At 45.0% G+C, this 24,698-nt stretch carries 13 protein-coding genes; all 13 read right to left on the bottom strand.

Features of this window, described 5'->3' with window-relative positions:
• Window positions 1-4 precede the first annotated feature (4 nt).
• The 13 genes from ACP7FG_RS10455 to ACP7FG_RS10395 all read right to left on the bottom strand — a co-directional run bounded on the left by ACP7FG_RS10455 (window position 5) and on the right by ACP7FG_RS10395 (window position 24,308).
• A complete protein-coding gene (locus ACP7FG_RS10455; protein ID WP_439226335.1) occupies window positions 5-574 on the bottom strand; it encodes a FlgO family outer membrane protein in 570 nt (189 codons plus the stop codon).
• A gap of 108 nt (window positions 575-682) precedes the next feature.
• Window positions 683-2,638: a prolyl oligopeptidase family serine peptidase gene (locus ACP7FG_RS10450; RefSeq protein ID WP_439226334.1), complete on the bottom strand. Its 1,956-nt coding sequence runs from the start codon at window positions 2,636-2,638 to the stop codon at window positions 683-685.
• Window positions 2,639-2,743: 105 nt separating this feature from the next.
• Window positions 2,744-5,725, bottom strand: coding sequence for a TonB-dependent receptor plug domain-containing protein (locus tag ACP7FG_RS10445; protein WP_439226333.1), 2,982 nt, complete (start codon window positions 5,723-5,725; stop codon window positions 2,744-2,746).
• Window positions 5,726-6,061: 336 nt separating this feature from the next.
• Window positions 6,062-7,870 (bottom strand): tetratricopeptide repeat protein, encoded by a 1,809-nt coding sequence (locus ACP7FG_RS10440; RefSeq protein ID WP_439226332.1) that lies wholly within the window; start codon window positions 7,868-7,870, stop codon window positions 6,062-6,064.
• Between the two features lie 151 nt (window positions 7,871-8,021).
• Entirely contained in the window at window positions 8,022-10,880 is a 2,859-nt protein-coding gene (locus ACP7FG_RS10435) for a TonB-dependent receptor domain-containing protein (RefSeq protein ID WP_199494997.1), read from the bottom strand.
• A gap of 169 nt (window positions 10,881-11,049) precedes the next feature.
• Window positions 11,050-11,961 (bottom strand): SAM-dependent methyltransferase, encoded by a 912-nt coding sequence (locus ACP7FG_RS10430; RefSeq protein WP_439226331.1) that lies wholly within the window; start codon window positions 11,959-11,961, stop codon window positions 11,050-11,052.
• 113 nt (window positions 11,962-12,074) lie between these two features.
• Complete coding sequence (locus ACP7FG_RS10425; protein ID WP_439226330.1) at window positions 12,075-14,816, bottom strand: TonB-dependent receptor plug domain-containing protein; 2,742 nt, start codon at window positions 14,814-14,816, stop codon at window positions 12,075-12,077.
• A gap of 280 nt (window positions 14,817-15,096) precedes the next feature.
• Complete coding sequence (locus ACP7FG_RS10420; protein ID WP_439226383.1) at window positions 15,097-16,527, bottom strand: tetratricopeptide repeat-containing sulfotransferase family protein; 1,431 nt, start codon at window positions 16,525-16,527, stop codon at window positions 15,097-15,099.
• Window positions 16,528-16,621: 94 nt separating this feature from the next.
• Window positions 16,622-19,591 (bottom strand): TonB-dependent receptor, encoded by a 2,970-nt coding sequence (locus ACP7FG_RS10415; protein WP_439226329.1) that lies wholly within the window; start codon window positions 19,589-19,591, stop codon window positions 16,622-16,624.
• A gap of 134 nt (window positions 19,592-19,725) precedes the next feature.
• On the bottom strand, window positions 19,726-20,376 hold the full coding sequence (locus ACP7FG_RS10410) for a 3'-5' exonuclease (RefSeq protein ID WP_439226328.1): 651 nt from the start codon (window positions 20,374-20,376) through the stop codon (window positions 19,726-19,728).
• Between the two features lie 2 nt (window positions 20,377-20,378).
• Complete coding sequence (locus tag ACP7FG_RS10405; RefSeq protein ID WP_439226327.1) at window positions 20,379-22,211, bottom strand: DUF294 nucleotidyltransferase-like domain-containing protein; 1,833 nt, start codon at window positions 22,209-22,211, stop codon at window positions 20,379-20,381.
• A 108-nt stretch (window positions 22,212-22,319) separates the two neighbouring features.
• Complete coding sequence (locus tag ACP7FG_RS10400) at window positions 22,320-24,035, bottom strand: sodium:solute symporter family protein (protein ID WP_199494990.1); 1,716 nt, start codon at window positions 24,033-24,035, stop codon at window positions 22,320-22,322.
• Between the two features lie 6 nt (window positions 24,036-24,041).
• On the bottom strand, window positions 24,042-24,308 hold the full coding sequence (locus ACP7FG_RS10395; RefSeq protein ID WP_054491183.1) for a DUF4212 domain-containing protein: 267 nt from the start codon (window positions 24,306-24,308) through the stop codon (window positions 24,042-24,044).
• Window positions 24,309-24,698: the final 390 nt, after the last annotated feature.

Below are 24,698 nucleotides of genomic sequence, written 5' to 3'. Positions count from 1 at the left end.
CCTCTTAGTTGCGCTGCAAACGGCCATTGACCATTTCAGACTGTTTGTTAGGCCAATATAAATGCTTAGGAACGTAACGGTTCGCAGCAGCCAAAACCTGCTGATTTCTGCGGTCAATGATACGCAGGTTGACCATAGCACCACTGTCTTTACGTGAGAGCGTTCCCACCAGCACCCAGTCTAAGTTAGGGTTCTGATTTAGTGCCTCGGCGTCTCTGCTTAATGCCAGAGCCCCACTTTCACTTATGCTGATATAGTCTTGTGCTCTGAACTCAACTAACAGTATGTCGCGCTCTTCAAGATGCGCATATAGCCCCTCACTCAACTGATGACTTAACTGATAGAGAGAGTCGCCATGCTCAGGTTGTTCAAGTGTTTCGGCTAAAACCAAGCGAGTAATACCAAGTTGAGACATTGGGTAGGCTTTAATGTCAGCGTCCAGTTGGTCCGCTAACTGGGCCGCCAAATCATCTGCAATAGTCTCGTGTGGGTTTGAGACATGGGCCTGAGCACTGCTCGGAAAAAATAAAAACAGCGTGCCAAGCGCAATACTAGCGAGAAGCCGATAAACCATAACACTCACCTTAGTTAATTCAGTTCATGCTTTGTTATCGGCCAGTTTTAGCTAAGGTTTAGATATAATCCAGAGCGGTACTCTATACCGCTCTGGTTATTACAGTGACTATTCACCAATGTGTTTATCAAGGAAGGTCAACATCCGAGTCCAACGCTCGATGTTGTTTTCCGGCTTATAAAAGCCATGCCCTTCGCTGTCTTTAAACATCCACTCATACGGGTGATCACGCTCTTCCAAAGCATCACGTAATGCATACGCCTGCTTTGGTGGAACACGAACATCTTTACCGCCCTGAATGATAAATACAGGTACTTTTAACTTATTAACCAAATGAACCGGAGACTGAGCGTTACGCTCTTCTTCCGTATTAGGTAAAGCCATGTCCAGGTAGTTTAAGCCAGATTCTGTCTCAGGTATGTCACCTTCTTTAAACATCATATTCAGATCATAAACGCCAACAAAACCAATAGTGCACTTGTATAAATCGGGTTCGCGTATCACGGTCATCAAAGCAGCATAACCACCGTAAGAAGCACCGTACACACACATCCGATCCTTATCGACAATGCCCTCTTCTACAACGTGCATGACACCGTCTGTCATGTCGTTAATCATGGTCGTCCCCCAGTTTTTATAGCCCGACTGGAGAAATTCACGCCCATAACCACCTGAGCCCCGGAAGTTTGGCTGTAGTACCGCATAACCATGCTCAGCAAGTACTTTAGCGTCAGGGTTAAGTGCTGTCAGAGAATCCCTAGGTCCATGAGGGCCGCCATGAGGAAGCAGGATTAAGGGCAAATCTTCTGCCTTTTGGCCCTTTGGCAGAGTCAGTAATGCTTTTATTGTCAGTCCGTCGCGGGTTTTATAACTGATGATCTCAGTCTGCGGTATCTCTTCTTTATCAAGCCATGGCTTTGACTTGATGATCAAAGACAACGCGCGCTTTTCTGCATCAAATAAGTAAAACTCTCTCGGATGATTAGCTGATGAAACAGACAAAACAATTTTAGAGTTATCTAAAGTTGCCGAGTTTATATTCACACTCGCATTAGGAAATGCGTTTGTCAGACTCTGTACAACTTTCGCGAAGTATTCATCCTCGATATCGGTAAAAAAGACAGTGTCTATATTATCGTATTCATAAGCTGCACCAATAACCTCATTTGCGCGACCATTGCGAATGCTCATTATTGGCGAAAGATCGGTTTCGGGGTGTTCAGCCATTACGCTAATTTCACCTGTCGCCAGATTCATTGTTGTAAGGGCATTCGTGTCCGTCACAACATCACTTAAACCCACAGCTGTTTTACCGTCAGGCAAAATATCAATTGGGAGAAAATTACCCTCTTTTTGGCCAAAACGAGCAACTTCCTTCCATTCTTTATTTGCGCCCGGGCGGGTCATAATGACTTTTTCGTTGGTGTTATGTGGCTCTTCGCCTGTAGCAAGGCGGGTGATACCATTGTCATCCAGATAAACACGAACATTTGTGCCTTTGTAACGGCGAACCGGTATCCGGCCTTCTGATTTTACCCGTCCGCTGTCAACCTTTAAGCGATAGATATCAACATAAGGCTCGCTCGCATTATTTGAAGTTGAGTAAATCATCACCTGGTCGGACTCTTCAGGCAATAAGTCAATAATCTGTGCGAATTGCTTAAGTCCATCGGAGCGCCAGCCTGTCAAGATTTTTTGATTACCGCCATCCGCATTCATAGCGAAAATTTCACCCGTGGCAAAAGGAGTTTCGTAAGAGCCGACTTCTCGAGCCATAGACATCACTAAACGTTCGTCGCTGACCCAGTTAAAGTCGCTAACCGACTCCTTTCCGCGCCCCTGAGTAACAGACAAAACTTCCTGATTATTAATGTCTAATACGGTTAAGTTAATACTACCGTCCTGGGTGCGAGATGTTGCGGCTAAATAGTTACCCTGTGGAGATATTTTGATATTCATAAATTGAGCATGCTTTGCATAGTCCTCCAGAACACTTTTTTCAGGAGTCCCTGAAATAGCCTGAAGGGGCGCTAGACAAAGCAATAAGCATAGTATTTTTTTCATAGCTAAACTCTTAAAGCTGAACCCAAAGAAAAAAGCCCCTCACACGTGAAGGGCTTTGATGCTTCTCTTTTTAACACTCTACGTTCCAGGTTCGAGTGTTAAGACTTAGAAGTTGTAAGTAATGCTCGCGAATAAGCGACGACCTAAGTTGTCATATTGCGAATATAAAGTTGCATTACCAACAGCACGTACATATGCCGGAGAAACAATTGGTGGCTCTTTATCGAACACGTTTGCTACACCAACAGTCACATCGAACGAGTCAGCAAACGTCATGTTTCCTGATAACGTATGATAGAAAGTCGTTGGAGTTTCAGCTACGAAAGTTACATCTTCACCACGATAAGTTGTTTCGTTGGTATCATCGAAATACTCATAATCGTTAGTTTTATCGACATAACGTGCAGTCCAAGTCAAGCTCCAGTCGTCACGAGAGAAGGTTGTTGTTAACAAACCAACGTGCTTGGGATCACCGATTTCACCGATGTATTGAAGCGGCTCGCTATCAGGAAATAATTGATAGCTACGCTCAATTTGGTTTGTATGCTCCAAGTTCACTCGAATATTACCAAAATCGAACTGATCTTGGTAAGTCAATTTAAGATCAACACCTCGAGTTCTTTGACTAGCAACGTTAACGTAACCGCTGTTCACCACATCGATACCGTAGTCACCGTTAGTACCATCATTACGGCTGAACAAGTTACAAAGTGGGTCGTTCGGGAAGTCTTCCGAAGTATAGCAGTTGCTCACAATCTGCGCGCCACTTAAAGATGCGATCTGTCCGTCAATTTGAACGTCGTAATAATCGACAGACGCAGCAAAAGTGTCTTCAGGACTAGTCCAAACTAAACCAAGACCTTCAGCAACTGAGGTTTCTGCTTCCAGATTACCTTCGCCACCTGAAGTTATGATAGTTGCAGAACTCGTTCCAGTTCCATCGTAATCAAGCGGGATTCCATCAGACTGACAGTTCTGATAGACCTGCTCTGAAACGTTACCTTCATCATAGCGAGCTCCATAGTTGTAGCATGGATCAATACCCATCTGACCACCGAAGCCAGACTGCTCTGCTAAATACAGTTCGAATAGCGCTGGAGAACGGAATGATGTGCCGCGCGATGCACGTAAACGCCAGTCATCATTAATTTCCCAGTTTAAGCCTAACTTAAAGGTTGTATCGCTACCATACGTAGAAACATCAGTCCAACGAGCAGAACCAGTTACATCAACACGCTGAGCAAAAGCAACATCCGCGACTACAGGCACCCGAACTTCACCAAAGATTGCGCGTGAATTCTGGTCACCAGCTGTACGACTTGCACTACTTAGGCCCCAAGAGTTTCCATTTGCACTATGTACACCTGGCTGATCATCAATTTCATCATACTGGTAAGAGGCACCAAATGCAGCCCCAACAGGGCCTGCTGGTAAAGTAAACAGGTCACCAGTTATGTAACCTTCTAATGTCTGTTGCTTGTAGACCGTCTCACCTTGCTCATAACCGAATAAGAAGTTACGAACTTCATCCGTAGGGTTGCCATAAGCAAGCTGTGCGTCTCCCCAAGGAACATCAACACACTCTTTACCTGAAATGGCAGTCACTTCACCGTTACAGGAGACTCCGTTAGCAGCATTTACTTGCGCCATTACCATTGAGTCACGGAAGATAACTTTATTGCCGTACTTACCGCTGTTATAGCTGTTCTGGTAAGAGACGTCCCAATCCCAGAAGCCAATACTGCCTTCAAGGCCAGCTACAAAACGTGTGTAATCAACTTCAACGTCAGAGCCATAATGATCTGTCAAGTGGACAGGGAAAATAAACGCATCACCTTCCCAACCAACGTTAGCGGCAGGAAGAACACCTACATCGGCCGTCCAGAATTGACGATAACCTTGAGTTTCTGTCTCACGAGAGCTATGAAGAAGTTCACCGTATGCAGTCAAAGTATCGCTTAAACTATAATCCCCTTGTAAGAAAACCGAAGCTGTCTTAGTTTCAGGAACCATGCTTTCTTTATCTGTGAAAGGATGTTGCTTATCCCACAAACCATCAGTTTCTTTATCGTATCCAACGAAGTAAAAATCATTCGGTCCTCGAAGATCACCCGCACCAGACCAAGTATCGTTGATGCTTTCATAACCGTTTTCACCTAAGAAACCTGAATAGTCATACTGTGCATAAGCACCGCCAGGAATATTAGAGGCTCCTGCAGGATATAGCCACAAACCATAAGGGGTATCATTACAGTGATAATTTCCAGTGCGAGGATCAATTGGATCAGCGCGCTCACCATCAGGGTTAAATAAGTAACGTTCAGAACAGCGGTAGAAATCACGATCACCACGTTTTAGTTCTTGTTGAACGTTATAGTCTAAAACAACGCGGAAAGAACCTTTATCAAAGCTTTCGCCAATTGACGCATTGATACGTTGACGTTCGCCACCTGATTCAAATGGTTGGCTAAGATCAACCGTAACTGACTTATCATCACCTTTCTTAGTGATAATGTTAATAACACCCGCAACAGCGTCAGAACCGTAAAGTGATGATGCACCATCTTTAAGAACTTCAACACGCTCAATTGCCGAAATTGGCAACGCGTTCATATCAAACGCTGAAACTTGTCCACGAGTACCGGCAGGTCCTGCACGACGGCCATTTAAAAGAACCAACGTACGATTAGCACCTAAGCCACGCATTGAAATAGTTTCTGCGCCGGCACCACCGGAGGTTACATAACCTACTGATAAAGCAGAAGTAATCTGACTTGAACCCGCCGCAATTGTACTAGTACGCAGCAAGTCACCTAAAGTGGCCAAGCCTTGCTCGGTCGCTTCGTCAGCAGAAATAATGTCGATAGGAGTTTCGTTAGCAAACGCGTCACTACGGATACGTGATCCCGTAACCTGGATGCGTTCTGGTTGTTCTTCCTGAGCATTTTGCTCTTCAGCAACTTGCATAGCTTCACGCTCAACATTTTCTTGATCTTGAGCTAAAGCCGGCCCGGCTAAAAATGCCGAACCTACACCTGCCATCAAAATAGTTTTGATGGAACGTGCCAACAATGACTGTTCTGTCATGTTTAGTCTCCCTGAGTTTTCTTATTATCTAGTTGTATAATTTTTTAAAGCCGCTGCAAGTAAATTTTTTATTAAAGCGGAATGTAAAGAAGACCACAAAATGAAAACAATGGCAACATATTGTTAACAGAAAAAGTTAAATTCAGCTGTAAATTTTACGGAGCTTATAAGGCTATAACAGTTAATCCCAAAAGGTTATAGCTAGCTACCCTCATAAATGAAGTCATTGATATTATTGACAAAGCTCATAACTATTAATCAGTTGTTGTAACAACACCAAAATGCCTTTCCTAAAGAAAGAAACAAAAACAATCAAGTTGTATAAATTTCATTCGTCTAAGACGGAAAAATATCACAGGGGATGGTGATCCGCTCTTCGTCGGTATCAAAGGGTACCGTGCCATGCCAGCAATAACTGGGAAAAATAATACACATACCAGGCTTGGGACAAACGCTCTTATCGATAGTGTCTTGCTCACCTAAGTTGAGCGATGTCTGCCCAAATTTGATCCAACCTTTATGTTCAGGGTCGTCTTCTTTTACTTGCTCAGGAATGCTCAAATATGTGCACATTGAAAGCCAACCCTCGGGGTGAACATGGTTGGTATGAAAGCCTTGTTTAAACAACTTAACTGACCAGCTTCCGCTAAAATGGTACCCGCTTTTATATCGGGAAGTGACCGGATGCTTATTATCATCCGGAAGTTGTGCCAGGTAATCGTTAATAAACTTCTCTAAGCTCTGTTTATAAGCCTGAATAACCGGGTCGTCCATTGAGAGCAATGAGCCCACCGTTTGCGTGCCTTTGCATACGGACTGATCTAACGGCTGGTGCTGGGTTCTATGAAGCGCCTGAACCCGCTTAACTAAAATGGGCCAGAATTCTTCTAAAGAATCATAACCATCGGGCGCAGGTAAATAACCTACTTTCACATAGTCATCGTAATTATTAAGGTATTTCTCCTCTTGCTCTTTACCGCTCAGCTTCATACACAAGCCTTTATAGGCATGTATCTCCTGGTTAAGTGGCTGATTCCCGTGGGCACGATCTAACAATTGAAAAGCCTTATCGTACGCCTTCTGCCTAAGCAAAACATTGGCCTTATCAATCAAGTAGCGTGGATGCCTGGGTTGCTGCTCCAACACTTTATCAAACAGAGTCGACGCTTCTTCAACATCACCTTTACGCAAGCACTGAGTACCCTTCATATGCAGCAAACTGTGCACACCCCCGAAGCGTTCAAGGAATATTTCGATCTCTGAGTCTGCTTGCTCATATTGTTGGGAGCGAAGTAAGTGAGCCAGATACGCATAAGCTAATGGCAAGGAATCGGGCTGAGTTTTTAACGACTCCCGGAAGGAGGCCAAAAACTGATCTTGATGGTCGTGCTCCCAGTAAAGCTTATTAATAGCCTCGTGCGCCGGAACAAAATCGTTTTTAAGCCCTATGGTTTTCAGTAGCAGTTGCTCCGCCTGTTCAAAGTCGTTGTCATCATAAGCAAGACAACCCAGTTGAAACTGCCGTTGCGCTTCGTCAAATTTTCCACCCAGTTGTTCTAAAATTTCGCGAGCTGACTCCGTGCGCTCGGTATAACGATAGACCAAAGCTAGATTAAACAATAACGACGGCTCCTGAGGCCATTGCTGGAGCGCTTTTGCAAGTGTCTCTTCTGTTTTATCAAACAACTTATAGTCGAGCTCAGAACGCGCCTTAAGAATTACCGCATTTTTGAAGTCCGGCTTTTGCTGTAGCGCCTTAGTCGCCGCTTCTATAGCCGCTAGGTAATCTCTCGACTGGTAGTGGAGCGATGCCAAATTGTACCAGGCGTCCGGCAGTTTCGGGTTTATTTGCAAAGCTTTAGTATAATTCTGCTTTGCTGCCATTAACTGCTGACTACTCTGTAAAAAGTTAGCGTAGTTCGACAAAACACTAGGTTGCTTCGGGTTGGCTTTTAAGCTGCGTTCAAAATAGTCAGCGCCTTTATCAGGCTCTCTTTGCTTAGTTGCAAGAGCCAATAAATGCAGAATATCCGGATGGTTAGGAGCCTGCTGATTTAACTGACTGGCAATTTTTTCAGCTTGAATAAAATCATTTTGCTGTAAAGCATTAACGGCTTTTTGGAACTGTTGGGCGAGTTGAGACATAGTAATAACATACAACTTTTTGACAATGTTTTTACAATAACACAACTTTCTCCTTGTGTGAGTAGATAAACTTAAGAGAAACAGAAGGTAAAAAGGCGACCCGAGGGTCGCCTTTATTTTTAAGAACTGTATTCGCCTAAGCGATAGTTTCTTAGAAGCGGAAAGTTACGCTACCGAATACATAACGTCCTAGCGCATCGTGGTAACCAGCAATAGTGTTACCGTTCAGGCTGTTAACGTCACCAACAATGGTAGGTTCTTTATCTAACGCGTTGTTCATACCCAACAGTACAGAAACGTTTTCTGTAACGTCGAAGTTTGCGTTCAGATCGATGTAGCTAGTAGAACCTAAACCGTCGCCGATTAGCTCGTCAGTTTCTCCATCATAGTCAACTGAACCAAGGTAACGCCATTTAGCGCCTACACTCCACCAGTCACCAGTACTGTATGTGAAGTTCATTGAATGGCGCCATTCAGCTTGTGGGAAACAGTCTGAGCTGATTACGCCAGCACAGTCGATTGTAGTACCAGCAAGACCAGGAACCGTTGTGGTTTCTTTAGTCATGTAGTACGTACCAGTCAAGCTAACAGCTAACTGACCACCACCAATTTCGGTGTTGTAGTTAATGTTGGTATCGATACCAGTGTTGGTAGATTCAGCCAAGTTAACGCTGGTTGCGCTAATATAACCGTCTGTACCACGCCATACGTCGCCTGATGGGCTACGAGTAATCGCGTCACACCATTGTGCTTCACCAGTTTCCGCACACTGACGGATAATAAGTTCAGGTGAAATTGTACCAATACGGTCTTCCATCTCAATGTTCCAGTAGTCGATTGAGAAGTTGAAGTTATCAGTTGGGTTACCCACGATACCGAAAGTCATAGTATCCGCAAGCTCTGGTTGCAAGTCTGGGTTACCACCAAAGATAGCGTTGTACTGACCCGCAGGGTTAGCAGATACGTTACCGTACTGACCTGAGCTTACACCAGTATTAGCACATTGCTCCTGAGTATACTCAGGGCTGTCACCAGCACACGGGTCAACACCAGCCCACAGACCTAAACCTTGAGTTGCGAAAAGTTCTGCAACGTTTGGCGCACGAACTGCACGGTTGTATGTACCACGAATTTTGTAGTCGTCGTTAACCTGCCAGTCTAAGCCAAGTTTGTACGCCGGCTCACCACCAGATGAACTGTAGTCAGAGTAGCGGTAGCCTAAGTCAACCTGTAGGTTGTTTGCCCAGCTAGCGTCTTCAACTAACGGTACGTTAATTTCTGTGAATACTTCAGAAACGTTGTAACCACCAATTAAGCTGTCAGTTGGACCACCCTGGCCTGAAAGAGCACCCAGTTGATAAACTTCATCAGCAACACGTTCGAAGTCAACTTCACGGTTTTCAACACCAAATACCGCCGCAACATTGTAGTTAGATGAAGGCATGCTGAAACCAGTTTCACCAGTTACAAACGCGTTAATAATGCGCTGTGTAGTTAAACCGGTCAGGATAGCTGTACCACCTAAGGCATCAGCTGCTTCTGCCGTTACACCTTGATACTTGAATACTTCATAAGGAATACAGTCTTCACCACACTCATCTGCGCCCGCAGCACCCAGTACTTGAGGCATACGTGGTACGTAGAAGTCGTTGATGTAAACAGATGATGACTGAGTTGAGCCATACTGGAAGGACACATCGTATTCCCACATAGCACTCAGCTCACCGGTAGCACCAGTAACGATACGGTAAGAGTTGTGCTCAAGGTTATTAATACGAGGACCGCCTTCAACGTTACGCTTACCAATATAAGCCATAATCTGGTCAGTATCTGCGCCGAACTGGTCGCGGAACTGCTGACGCTGAGTATCGCTGAATACGTCGCTGTCTACGTCAAACGCGAAGTTCTGGAAGAAAACACCAGACTGTGCGATTTGACCAGCAGTACGGTCATGCATATAGCTGGTTTCTAAATAAGGACGGAAGTGATCATTTGCTTCATAGTTTACGAATGAACCGAAAGTGTAACGGTCATTAGGACGCATGAAGTGGTTGATTGGCGCATAGTTATATACGTTGTCACTGAACGGTGCAAAGCTGCCGTCTTCTGTCAATGACCAGAATACTTCTTCATCGAAGTTTGGTGAACCACCTTCAATTGGTGAAATAAAGAAGTTAGGAACTGGAGCGGTTGCAGAACCACCACAGCTAGTACCAGCGCCGTTTAGAGCACAAGAAGAGTAGTCACGCTCAGCCTGCAACAATTCTTCGTTAGTACGGAAAGTTGCATAAAAACTTGCACTACCTTTACCACCAGCGAACATGCTGCCGCCAGTAACATCTACGGTGTAAGTTTTACCGTCAATGCCTGAACCGCCTTCTGGGTAGTCGTAACCAGCTTCATCCATCAAGCCTTGCATGTAGCTATTGCTGTTATCGTGCTGGTAGCCTGAAGTACCTAAAGTTACTTCAAAACCTTCGATGTCTTTCTTCATTACGAAGTTAACAACACCGGCAACAGCATCAGAACCGTAAGTAGAAGAACCACCACCGGTTAATACTTCAACACGCTCGATAAGAGCGGTTGGGATTTGGTTAACGTCAGCAGCCTGTGAATAAACACCACCTGGCTGTAAACGACGACCGTTTACCAGTACCAAAGTACGGTTAGCGCCCAAACCACGTAAGTCAAGGTTTGCAACACCCGCTGCACCGTTAGCAACAAACGAGTTCTGTGTCGCTGTTTCTAGCTGCGGTAAAGTTGCCATCAAGTCTTCCACACGGGTAAAACCAGATGCTTTAACTTCTTCAGAAGAAACCATCTCTACAGGAGATGCAGTTTCTAAGTCCGTACGCTTAATACGAGAACCTGTAACCTGAATACGCTCTACTTCTTCTGCAGCCGTATCAGTGTCATTTTGATTGTCTTGTGCAACTGCTAATGCAGGAAAGCCTAAAGACGCAGCAACTGCTGCAGCCGTTAAGCTTTTTCGAAATGTCATATTTTTCATGAGTAAAAACTCCCTGGAACGTTTTTATTATGCCGCTTCTTTAATAGAAGCTGCTTAAAATTTAACAGGAAGTTAATGGCTTGTAAACTTTTCGTTCTAATTTTGTTGGCTTTGTTGCAAAGAGTGTTAACAAGGCCACAAAAGTGGCCTGCACTATAAACAAAGAGATTCACTTAAAAGCAATGACACAATTCCCAAACACACCACTCTCAGGAAACTGTACCTGTTGCACTGTAACCTTTTTAAAGCCTGCAGCCTCAAACTGCTTTTTTGTTTCGTCCATATCACCTAACTGTTCAGTTGCTTTCAGTAAGGTTTTGGTTCGTGCTTTGTGTGCATTTAATGAATCCATGTAACCGTTAAGAACCTGGCGCGACTCTGCGTCTTTACCTTCTGCTGCCGCATTTAACAGGTGCTTAGTCGCCGGCACAAAATTCATGGCATGAAATGATGGATTGCGCTCATGCTTGCGAACAAACTGATTGAGTATTTGTTGTGCCTGCAAAGCAGAACGCGGTAAGTTTTTAGGGCCGTGCTTCAGCAACGACTCCTGAAGCGGCACCACTGATTTTTTAAGTTGCTTAATCACTGAAGGCATTAAATCATAAATTGCTTCACTCTTCTTATAGATAACAGACTCTTTTGAGTGAACCAGCGCAATTAACATGCCTCCACGTTTTAGCTGAGCATTAAGGTTCTTCAAACCGTCAGCCATATTGCCGTATTCCAGCCCGTAGTGAGAAACCAAGGTGCCCACTTTTTTATTTGAAGGTAGCTGGAAACTCTCGTAAGGCATATCCCCCTGAAGTTTTAACTCCGTATCAGGTGGGTTCAGCTGAGCAGAATCGATGCCCTGCACATCAAGTTTCTTGCTTTTTTCTTTTGCATACTCGTTTAACCATTGAACAACAATGCCATTACCGGTACCGATGTCCACAATAGGCTGTTTCACGTCGTTTTCATCCATGCGTTCAAACCAAAACTTTCGCATTTGGTAAGCGGGTAAACGTGAGCTGTCATCTAAAAAACTCGCCTTGGCACCCTTTTGCCAAAAATAACTCCACGGATTACTTTGCGTCATTTCCTTCCCTTATTGTTAGTTTTGTCTTAGCCGAATCATAATAACACTCTCTTATTCTGCCATAAAAAAACCCAGCCGAAGCTGGGTTTTTAAACAACTAACGTTGTCAGGCCTTAGAACTTCATGCTGATACGACCATACCAGTATTGACCAGCAGTGTCATAAGAAGAGTTCAAAGTATTCATATCGTTATTGTTAGTAACGTATGGAGGCTGCTTATCAAACACGTTACGCGCACCAAGAGTAAAGGTGGTTGTTTCGCTGAAGAAGTAGTTCATTTGTACGTCATGATATACGTAGCTTCCTACTTCGCTTGACAGATCATCCACATCGTAGTTGATGTCAGTTACGCCATCCTGGTAGCGAGTGATCCAGCTCCAGTCGAAGTCACCAATTTGGTAACCCATAGTCAGGTTTGTACGCAACTCTGGGAATGCCGCTACACGACCACCGAAGTTGGTGTCTGCACCGAATTTTCCAGCCAACTCAAGAGTTTCCGCACCTTCTTGCGCTAGGTATTTGTACTCATCGAGTACAGTACCGTCAACACGCAGGTTGAACATGCCGTCACCCAGGTCAGTTGCCCATTTCACATCGAAGTCAAAACCTGAAGTTGTGAACGTTGAGATGTTTGCAGTACCGGCAAGAATACCAGCCATGTAACCTTGAGAGTCACGGAACTCAGAACCTGAGTAACCAGGACGACCTACAGCTTCCGGACCTAAAATCAGGTCACAAGAATTCGCTGAGAAGTTTTCACTGTTGTAACACTCAGAGATGATAGCGGAAGTACTTGGCGCACCTAAACCATCTTCAATTTCGATATCGTAGTAATCAACTGCAACGCTGAAGTTCTCGATGAACTCTGGCTGATAAACAACACCTAAAGTGAAGCTTTCAGAGGTTTCAGGTTTCAGATCCGGGTTACCACCTACCAGTGTTGATGACTGGTTGTTGTCCAGACTAAAGTCGCCAGGCAGGCCTTCGGCTGCACAGTTGTCTTTAACTGTCTGGCTCTGGCTACCTGTACCGTAGTCGGTACATGGATCTGTGTAGCTGATATTTGACTCAACTTGTGGTGAGTACAAATCACCAATACCTGGGGCGCGGAAGCCTTCTGCAAAGGTTGCACGGACCAATGTACCTGTAGTTGGTACGTACTCTAAACCGAATTTAGTGGTAGTTTGTGCTTTAAGGAAGTCATAATCAGAACGACGGACTGCCGCAGACAAATCAAGGCGCTCTACACCAGGCATACCAGCTAACAATGGAGCATTAATTTCCATGTAAGCTTCCTGAACGTCGTAAGAACCCTCAGTTGGCTCTGCTGCAACGCTGTAGATTTGACCTAAGATTGCGCCGCCATCTGGTTGGTTCTGATATTCTTCCCAGCGCTTCTCAACGCCGACAGCCCATGAAACTGGACCTGCAGGTAAGCCAAATGAACCAGTGTCACCAGTTAAGTTAGCCATTAACTGTTTTGTCGTCGCACGATCAACTGGCGAGTTAGGAATTGTTGCGTAGTCCTGGAATTCTTGTGTGAAAGTACCTTCCTGGAACGGGTTCCATAGGCCTGGACACTCTTCATCTGCGTCACACAGTGTTGGATCTAACAAGTTACCGATACGCTCTGGGTTTGAACGACCATACTCTACACGGCTGTCAACATAGCGAGCGTAGTTGTATGAGATGTCCCATGACCAACCGTTATCCAGGTAACCTTCCAGTCCGAATACCATGCGGTAGTCAGAGAAATCCTGAGTAAATGAACGTCCGCCAGTTTCGGCAAGACGGCGGTAGATGTAAAGGTCTTCACCAATTGGGTTGTCAGGATGATCACCAGCAACTGTTGGTCCCCAGAAAGTACCTTCTGCAGCCATTAGCTGGTCAGACTGACGGTTAGTGAAACCACCTTCCATAAATGCTGAAAGGTCACGAGTTAACTCGTAGTTTGCAGACGCATTAATTGAGAAGATGTCCTGCGGAGTCACCATGTAGCTTGCAGGAGCAAAGTTGTAAGCGTCTTGCTGACCATCATACGGACGAATTTCGCCAGTGTTAGGGTCTACGACAAAGCTCGTACCTGCGTTGCCTGAGTTATACTGAGAGTCTTCATCAGCTGCAGACCAGTTACCGTAAGGAATAGTTGAAGAACCACCACGTACGATTTCGCCACCTGACTCACTCAGAGGGTAACGAGAAAAGTCGCGGTCGCCCTGCCAGATTGGATTACGGTTTTGGTACTCAAGCGCTAAAGTTACATTGCCTTTGTCGCTGGTAGCGCCTATAACACCTGAAACTTTAGTCGTTTCGCCGTCGCCTTCACCGGTTAAGTCGTACTGAGCTGAGAACTCCGCACCTTCAAAATCTTTCTTGGTGATAAAGTTGATTACACCGGCGATAGCATCAGAACCATAAATGGTTGATGCGCCGTCACGTAATACTTCAACACGCTCAATGTAAGCCATCGGGATTGAGTTTAAATCACCTGAAGCGTAACGACGGCCGTTGATCAAGATCAGCGTACGAGCTGAACCCAGACCACGTAAGTTAGCTGAAGCATAACCAACAGAGCCATTGTTTGTGTTTGAGCCGTTGTAACCACCATTCATGGAAGGAATGTTATGGATGAACTTTTCCATGCTGGTGAAGCCTGAGTTTTCGATTGCTTCTGAATCAAAAACTGTGATTGGGCTTGCAGTTTCAGTGTCGGTGCGTTTAATACGCGAACCCGTTACCTGAATACGCTCGACATCGTTAGCTCCTGCTTCTTGCGCAGCAACTAGTGCCGGAAAGCCTAATGTGGTTGCAATAGCTGCAGCCGTTAAGCTTTTACGAAAAGTACTATTGTTCATTGAAATTACTCCCTGGAACATTATTTTTTAGTTGCTTGATTGGCGAAAGCAACATGAAACCGACGACGCACTTATCGTTTTTGGAAGGTGCATCGTGTTTTCGGTTACAACCTTTTAACGCCGCAGGGATTTCATTTCAATAGGAGTTCAGTTCTTTTCTTTAACCTTAGGAATCGTTCGCCTAAAAAACAGCCTAATAGATTATTATTAAAACTCTTTTATTAAAAAAAATAACAATAGTTTCAATTGTTTTAACAGGTGTTTCAGGATTGTAAAGGCTTTAAAATACAGTATTAAAAATAGGTTCTGCCGCTTTCGCACGTTTGATGCTTTCATCATTAACATCTGCACTAACCTGACCCAGGCTGGACGTCAAAACAGGATTGCGACTTCCTTTAGGCGAATATGAAGACTTTTCAGGCTCCAGTCCAATATGCTCATACACTCTATTCATAACGTTGTTCGTTTTTGTTACAAGATCCTCATAACTTATGGTCAATATACGATCAGGGAAACACTTCTCCCAGTGAGTCAGGAGGCTTATTTCATTCTCTATGTATGCTTTAATAGACTCTTTAGACCAGCTCCAGTCAGCACCTCCACGAAACGCGGTTTTATAGCAAGACCATGCAATATGTTCAGGTTTGCGCCTTATATAAATTGCTTTGCCTTGTGGCACGGCTTTCGCCCAAATACCGAACAACCGGTTCAAGTTAAGACTTTTATCGACAACGTAACCTGAGCCCGGATAACGAACATCGGTAAGTTCCTGGTAAGTTTCGGTTATCATGTCTATCCCAGCCTGAGCGTCACCGTGGCGCCCCATAAAAGCAGGGAAATTCATGGTGTCCTGTGGCGATAAATGAGCACACGCTTGTCCAAACGCCCCAGTCTCTCCGGCACCGACTACTGCACTATGATTACTCAGTATCTGTCCCAAAAGCGTGGTTCCGCTTCTTGGTAAACCAAGAATTGCAATCGCCCGGTTATATTTAACCCGCGACTCGGGTACAGCCTTCATTCCCTGTTTGCTAAAATAGGTCTGTAAGTCGGTAACAAACCGCTTATCAAATGCAGCCTTATACTTAGACTGTTGAGCCATTAAGTTAGCCCCTTTTTCGTAGGCCTTAACCGCGTCTTCTAAACGTTCTCTGTCGGTTAACGCTTTTCCTAAAGCGTAGTGATAGTGCATCCAGTTAATAGGATCATCTTCCGAATATTTATCAGCAACACCCAGCAACTCTTGAAACAGCTCAATATCTTCTGAGAAATCAGTAAAAGACGCTAAAGTTAACCAACTAATTCCGAGGTGGGGAGCTAACCCGACAACCTTTCTGAGATATCGGTCTGCTAGCGAAAAATCTCCCAACTGTGCCCGGACAGTGCCACATAGGTGCATTATTGAGGGGTTATCAGGTTGCTGAAGAGTTAACGGCTCCGCTGTTGCCAGTGCCTTCTGAAGGTATCCCGCTTCTGCATATACACCCGCTCGCTGGATATCTGTCGTAACTGTTCTTTGCGTCTGTTCTCGCATGACATCGACACACTCAGTAGCTAAAGCGATTTCCCGCAACCCTAAACTCATTTTGGCTAACATTAACCAATGCGTTTTAAGAGGGAATTTCTTTTCTATTGCATGCCGAATTTTTTCAACCGTTTCGGTTCTCCGTCGAGCTTTCATCGACTCCTGAATATCCGACAAAAACGCCATAACTTCCACAGTTTTCCCCTATTATAAATGACAGACAAAAAAGCCGGGAATCAGAGAGTTCCCGGCTTGAACGTTCCAGTTCTATTGCTTTACTTTAGAACTTAACTTCTGCACTCAAACGCACATAGCGTGGAGTCTGGAAGTTAGTTGGCAAGCCGTAAAGCTCATTTTCCTGGCCTCGGGCAATAAGACCGTAGCCATAATCAACCGCTTCATAACCTGCGAAACGTTCTGATACTTCATTAACTTCAGTTGCAGTGTCATTGTTAAACACATTGAAGACATCTGCACGGAAGGTTACATCCGTATCACCGATCATCATGTTATAACGAGCAGTCAAGTCTAAACGCCACTGGCTATCTGTACGACCTTGTGAACCTCGTGGCGCTATTTCGCCATCCTTAACAAAAGACTCTGCACCGTACAGCGAAGCATAAGTGTCCGTAGGGTGGTAACCGAAGGCATTAACCGGACGACCAGATTCCCAGCTAAAGTTAGCTCCCAGGCTGAATGCATCTGTAAGTGCATATGAGCCGCGCAACTTAACCATATGACGACGGTCATTTGGCAAGTTACCATAAGAACCATCTGTTAATCCTGGTTGGTCAAAGTTCGTTGTCAGTCCAGCATCATCCTGCCCATTATCTGAACGAACAAAACCTTCGTTATTTCCCCAACTATGAGACCAAGTGTAACTACCGTCAAACATCCATTTATCATCAAACTGACGTTTAACAGTCACATCAACAGCTGCGTACTTACGCTCAGATTCAGGGTAGCCTAAGTAGCTTCCCGGAATTGTATACTGTTGATTTTCCAGTGGACCAGACTCACCATCCGGATCGGTAGTGATAGTCACGTCATTACCGGGGTTGGTAAGAACATAATAGTGGAAGCCACTGGCACACATAGTACAAGCTGAACCAAACTCATCCTGCAGGTATTCGTTAAAGCCAGCATCGATCGCCACATCCTCCAGCGAACTGCCGAGCTCACGATACGTACCTTTAACACCTACTGACCAATTTTCAGAAACCATGGTTTCATAGCCCAGGATGTATTCATCTTGGTACATAGGATCAAGATCAGCGTTAACTGTTTCACCAGTGCCTTTCAGAGTACCGTCAGCATAGACAGAACGGCCATCTAAGTCACCAAAGACAGGTGTATTATCATCGTTGATATCGGCAACTTCATAGGTGCTTACAACATAGTACTCGTCACCAGCAAGGCGAACGTTTGTATTAGTTGCAACAGGCAGGAAGTAACGACCATAGTTAGCAAATAACTTGCTCTCACCATTACCATTAATATCCCAGCTTAAACCAACGCGAGGTGCCCACTGATCAGAAACATCAACAAACTTTTCACCGGCTTTGTTGTAGTTCTCAAATGTCTCATTACGTAGTCCAATGCGGGCAACAACGTCGTTTGTTACGTACCAGGTATCCTGAACGTAAAATGCGTTCGATTTAGTCTCGAAGCTACCTTCGTTGCTGTAAATGTTTTCATCAACCAAAGTACATCCGACAAGATCACCGTCAGAGAAACCTGAAGAGTCACAACCATAGTAAGTGTAAGCTACACCGCCAGCACGCTCAGTTTTTTCGTAAGCTTCCATATCTTCATAGTCAATACCGGCACGAATCGTATGATCCGGATGGACATACCAATCGATATCAACACGATAAGCTGTACGTTTATCTTCCTGAACAGAAGGCGTTGCTAAACCAAAGTTTGTAAACTGACCAGAGTAACCGTCTGCATAGATAGCAACAGTATCCGAGCTCGCGTTACGGTTTGTATAAGTGGCTTCGTTAACGCCGTATAAAACACTTAGCGTTAAGTCATCGGTTAAAATACCCGTGTATTGAGCCGAATAAGACTTACCGCCGCGGTCTAATACGTAATCACCGTACAATTCACCTTGCGCGTCTTGCTCGGCATTGTAAGCGTACTTACTGGATTCCAGTTCACTTGAGTTGTCCCAACCCGTAAATTCAATAATATGGTTTTGGGTAATATACCAGTCTAATTTACCGGCAAACAAGACATCGGATGCATCTCTTTCGTAGGACTGTCCTGCAGTAGCAAAGTCGCTTACACGATCTTTAAAGTTAACCAAACCGAAGAAAAACAATTTATCTTCGACCAGTGCGCCACTTGCCCAAACGTTGTAGTTGTTTTCACCAATTTCATCTTTGCTATTTAACTGATAGTAAGGGCTACCGTTGCGGGCTAATTGCTCCTCGTCAGTCAGGATCACATCTGGTTTATCAGAACGCAGTGAAGATGGCTCAAAATAAGCACTTGCTCCGGCTTTAAATTCATTCGAACCGGATTTCGTTGTAGCGTTTATGACACCACCCGTAGAGCGTCCATATTCAGCAGAATAACCACCCGTTTTTACTTCAAACGTTTCGTACATTTCGAATGGTAACTCAGAACCACCAAGGCCATTACGGAAGTTCGTTACGTTCAAGCCATTGACGTAATAAACGTTTTCACCTACTGACGCTCCACCAAATGACGCCAGATTACCAAACGCTGAGTCACCACGGGTTGTGCCCGGTGCTAACAAAGCAACTGAAGAAAGATCACGAGGGACAGGAACCTTGCTCAAAAAGTCCTGGCCAATAACGAGCTCAGATTCAGACGATGTAGTGTCAATAGAAGAAATAGCCGAGCCTGTAACCTGGATTGTTTCCATTTGTTCTTGGGTAACAAGTGTCAAATCGATATTGGTACGACCACCGACTTGCACACGCAGCATTTCTTCTTCCAACACTCCGTAACCCGACTTCGTTGCTTTTAAAGAATACTGTCCGGGCGGTAGTAAAGGAAAGCGGTAGTTACCGTTTTCATTGGTAGTAACGGTACGAGTTAGTCCTGTTTCTAAATTCGTTATGGTAATTTGGACATCATTAATTGCATCTCCAGCCTGGTTTTCTGCACTACCAAGCAGAAAGCCTTTTGACTCATCAGCAAGAGCCGGTGCGGCACTGCCTAAAGTCAAAGCCACAGCTGATGCTGCAACACTCACTTTGAATATTGAATTTTTCATGATTGTATTTCCCTGGGTTTTTAAGACTTATTATCTCCAATAGTTACAATATTACGCAGTAAAACATTTTATTAAACCTTGTAACATCTTGTAACATACCCACGATATCATGTTTTTAAATACATCTAAAATACCTAATTAGTCGCTTTCTTTAACAAATAGGTTGCTGGTCTATTAGCACTCCCATTTGAGTAACACTGTGCCAGAAAAAGCTCTGCACATGCCTGGGTATCTGTTAGTGCGTGATGAGCATGATAGTCAGGTAAGTTATAACGCTTTCGACACGCACTCAACGTTAGTTGGCCACCATGAATAGGTTGCTGAGGGTTACGCTCAAGTTTGTTTTTTTCAAAAGCTAAGGTGTCAAAAACTGCCAACGGTTTAAAAGGGGTGCCATACTCGGCTTCAATATACTTCAAAAATCGCCAGTCCATGCCTTTGTGGTGGCAAACTAATACGGCATCATTCAAAGCTCGACTCAACATGCCGAACGTTTGCCTGGGCTCGGAGCTATGCAGAAAGTCTTGCTGGGTTAAACCGTGGATAGTCGGGCTTTGACCTAATTCAAGCTCCTGTCCGTGAGCGAAAACATGATATTGAGCATTGCCGTAGTGCATTACTGGCGGGTGTATGGTCATCCACGCAATCGACAGTATTTGATGCTTCTTTGGATCCAGCCCGGTACTTTCGATATCCAGCGCAACATACCTCAACTCTTGCCAGGGCCGTTTTAGCTTTTGCCGGCGGTCGTACCAATGAGCAAGTTTCTCTAACCATTGCCCCATAACTAATAACCCTGGCGACTGAATTTTAGGCCTACGCCCTGTTGGGCTTCTTTAATTATCTTAAATGCGGTTTTCAATTGTCGCCTTGATAAGGTACTTAACTCATCCGGCTCTATTGCGTTTTTGGGTTTATCTGTTCCCCAGACTTTTAGTTGATGATTCAACCTCAGTTGAGTCAGAAATTCCCAGGCTTCCAGCAGGGACTGGTTATCGCGTCGGTTTAGCAGCTTACTACCTTTTAAAGCTGCCAGTCGAGCGGGCGTACTCGGCGATGTCAGCCCTGCCTGCAGAGAATAAATGCGGGCAATATCATTAATAAGTGCAATTCCGTAGCGCTTAATATCAATAGTATCGCCATCGTCCGTGTCCTCTGTACGCAGCCGATTAAAAAGCCCAAGCGGAACACTTATTTTATTGACTAAAATCGCTAAGTTTCCTAAAAACATTTCATTCCTGGCTAAATCAGCTATTTGCTTACGATACTCTTGGTAAAACTTACCGGGACCGACCACCGGACGACTGTCAAAAAATATCTGGCAGTACATCAAAGCCTTAGGTGTCGGACTTTCTATCCAGCTAGTAAAACGTTTTTTCCACTCATCTATTGTACCGCGACAATCAGGGTTAGATGCCATAATATTTCCCGGGCATGAGGGAATACCGCATTCATTTAGCCCTTCACAAACATACTCACCCAAACCGGCAAACCAGTCCTTTTGTTTGTCGGTTAAACCGTTACTTAATAACAGGCCATTGTCCTGGTCCGAGCTTAACGTTTGGTCTTCCCTTCCTTGCGAGCCAAATGCGAGCCAACTGTATGCAGCCGGTGCAGCGCCATTTTCTTGCTCGTACAACTGTATAAGCTGGCGTGTCATACCGTCGGTAACCGACGCCATAAGACGACCCAATATTGAGGTTTGTTTTACGCGACTGGCAAAAGTTTGCAGGTAGTCCGGAAGCTTTCTAGCCTCTTCTACTAACTGTTCTTTGCTACCGGCTTTACGAATGGCACTGATGAGAAACACCGGATCACTGCGTTGCTGGCGGATTAGGTCGGTAGCGGTCACCATGCCTACAGGTTGATTTTGATCGTTAACCACAGGCAGATGGTGAATGTTGCTGGAAGTCATTGTTGTCAGCGCATCCATTAATGAGCGATTCTCATAAACAGATTCAGGTAATTGCGTCATTACTGCGGCAACTCTAACGTCAAGCGGCAAGCCTTCTGCCACAACGCGGTTTCTCAGATCTCTGTCGGTCAAAATTCCCACAAGCTGGGTATCATCTACAACCAGTACAGAGGATATACCGTTGCTGGACATCAGTTTTGCCGCTTCCTGTACAGAGGTGTCACTGGTTAAGCTAACGGGGGGCATTGTTACGACACTACCGACCGTTTGCTCACTCCAGTCAAGCTCATCATTTTCGTCGCTTTTTTGTTCTGTTAGCAAGCGTTGTCCATGCGCGCGAATGAAGTACTGTTCGAAGGGTTTCGACACATTCCGAAGACGATCGAAGGCAGACTGAGGCAAAACGTAAACAATGCCATCTTCTATTGTTTTAAGTTTATTTACTACTTCTCGACCCGATAACAACGACGGATAGCCAAAGAGATCACCATTCTCCAGGCGCTCAATTAACCGCCCATCGGCGCCTCGCAAATCAAAGACTCCCGAGCGCACTATAAAAAGTGCAGGCCGCATGTCTTTCATAATTTCATTGCAGTTTTCTTCATTCATATAAACGGACTGCAATTGAGATACCGCCCAACTTCTCTGCTCTTCAGATAACGTATCAAATGGAGGGCAATCTTTTAGAAATGCATTTACTTCCATGAGCTGACCTCAATGTGTAAAAGCTGACTTCAGTTTTGTGTATTAACACAACTTAGTCAATAAAAAGCCCAGCACTCGGGCTGGGCTTTAACTCTATTATGTTACTCTTTAGTGAGACTGAGCTTCACCCGATCCTTTCGGATAACGAATGGACTCAACCAGCTCCTGAATATCTTCCGGGGCGTCACCAGTAAATTTATGCACAACAACCGCAACAACAAAGTTGATTATCATACCTAAAGTACCAATGCCCTCAGGCGAGATACCGAATAACCAGTTTTCCTGAGTATTTAGCTCCGGAGCGACGAACTTGAAGTAAACAATGTAGCAGAAAGTAAACAGTATACCGACAACCATACCAGCTACTGCACCTGCACGGTTCATACGCTTATGGAACACACCCATGATGATCGCAGGGAAGAAGCTCGCTGCGGCTAAGCCGAACGCGAAGGCGACCACCTGCGCCACGAAGCCGGGCGGATAGATACCGAAGTAAACCGAGATAATTATCGCGACCGCAGCTGCGAGTCGGGCGTAGAAAAGCTCCTGCCTATCCGTGATATTCGGTGCCAAATTTCGTTTCAATAAGTCATGCGAAACTGACGTCGAAATAACCAATAGCAAGCCTGCAGATGTAGAGAGCGCAGCGGCTACCCCACCGGCAGCTACAAGTGCAACGACCCAGGCGGGCAAATCAGCAATCTCAGGGTTAGCTAAAACCATGATGTCACGGTCAATAGTCATTTCATTGCGTTCATCACCTGAATAGAACATTTTGCCGTCATCGTTCTTATCTTCCCAAGTGATCAGACCGGTTTTTTCCCAGTTTTTAATCCAGCTTGGTGCGTTTTCATATTCAACACCCGTTAATTCAGGACCGTTGATAGTATTGAACATGTTGACCTTGGCAAACGCAGCAATAGCAGGCGCTGTTAAGTAAACCACAGAAATAAAGGTCAGAGCCCAGAACGCAGAGCGACGCGCATCGCGTACCTTAGGTACGGTGAAGAAGCGCACAATAACGTGAGGCAAACCAGCAGTACCAACCATTAATGCAGCTGTGATGAAAAACACATCGACTTTACTACGCATACCTTCTGTATATGCGGCAAAACCAAGTTCCTGAGACAGTCCATCGAGCCGGTCAAGCAGGTAACTTCCTCCGCCCGGAACGTCTTGAGCTATGGTTGCGCCAAAGCCAGTTTGGGGCAAGAAATGATCCGTCATTAATAGCGAGATGAATACAGCAGGTACAACATAAGCAAACATCAGTACAACATATTGCGCAACCTGTGTGTACGTGATTCCCTTCATACCACCGAGTACGGTGTAGAAGAAAACGATGATTGCGCCAATAATAACACCCGTTGCAATATCGACTTCCAGGAAGCGGGAAAATACAACACCGACACCGCGCATTTGTCCTGCAATGTAAGTAAAGCAGATTAAGATAGCGCAGATTACTGCGATAGTACGAGCGGTTTGTGAGTAGTAGCGGTCGCCAATAAAGTCCGGCACAGTGAATTTACCAAACTTACGTAAGTAAGGAGCAAGACACATGGCCAATAAGACATAACCACCAGTCCAGCCCATCAGGTAAACAGAACCATCATACCCAGCGAAGGCTACGATACCCGCCATTGAGATAAAAGAAGCAGCAGACATCCAGTCTGCAGCTGTTGCCATCCCGTTCATTACCGGGTTGACACCACCGCTTGCTACATAAAAATCATTCGTTGAGCCAGCACGTGACCAAATTGCGATACCAATGTATAGCGCGAAGGTCAGGCCGACGATTATAAAGGTGAGCGTTTGAATATCCATAGCGCCTTAGTCCTCGTGTACATTGTATTTGTTATCTAACGCGGCCATGCCCTTCACATAAATGAAGATGAGCACGATGAAAGTCAGAATGGAGCCTTGCTGTGCAAACCAAAATCCCAGCTTAAAGCCAAAGAAAGTAATTTCGTTAAGCACGTCCACCAGTATAATTCCAAAGCCATAGGAAACGATAAACCATACAACTAACAGCTTGAGCATCAAGCTGAGGTTTTCTTTCCAATACGCTTTGGCATGAGATTCGCTTTCGAATGCCATAACGTCCCCTCCAGTTGTTCAACATTATTGTTTTTGGGTCGCTAACAAATGTAAGTGGGATTGTTAACAGGGGAAATTGGACTTTGGTCGTAGCCGCTGCTGAAGCGAGGTATTTTGTGACGGACATAAAAAAGCCCCCAGCGTAAGCTGAGGGCTTCTTAAAATAATAGTCTGGACAAGGTTTCGCAGAGCTCAACCTGTTCAGCGGGGTAAAGCCAAATCGTTGGCTTTACCAGGGACCCGCTTCACCCTACTCTCAGTAGGTCACCACCAGATATAAAAAAACCCCGGCGCGTTAGCACCGGGGTCTTCCTATTTGTAGTCTGGCGGTGACCTACTCTCGCATGGGGAGACCCCACACTACCATCGGCGCTGGTGTGTTTCACTTCT

This window comes from Idiomarina sp. ST10R2A5, assembly GCF_051842325.1.
Classification (GTDB): Bacteria; Pseudomonadota; Gammaproteobacteria; order Enterobacterales; family Alteromonadaceae; genus Idiomarina; species Idiomarina abyssalis.
Note: the sequence above shows the minus strand (reverse complement) of the source record. Positions and strands in the feature narration are given on the sequence as shown.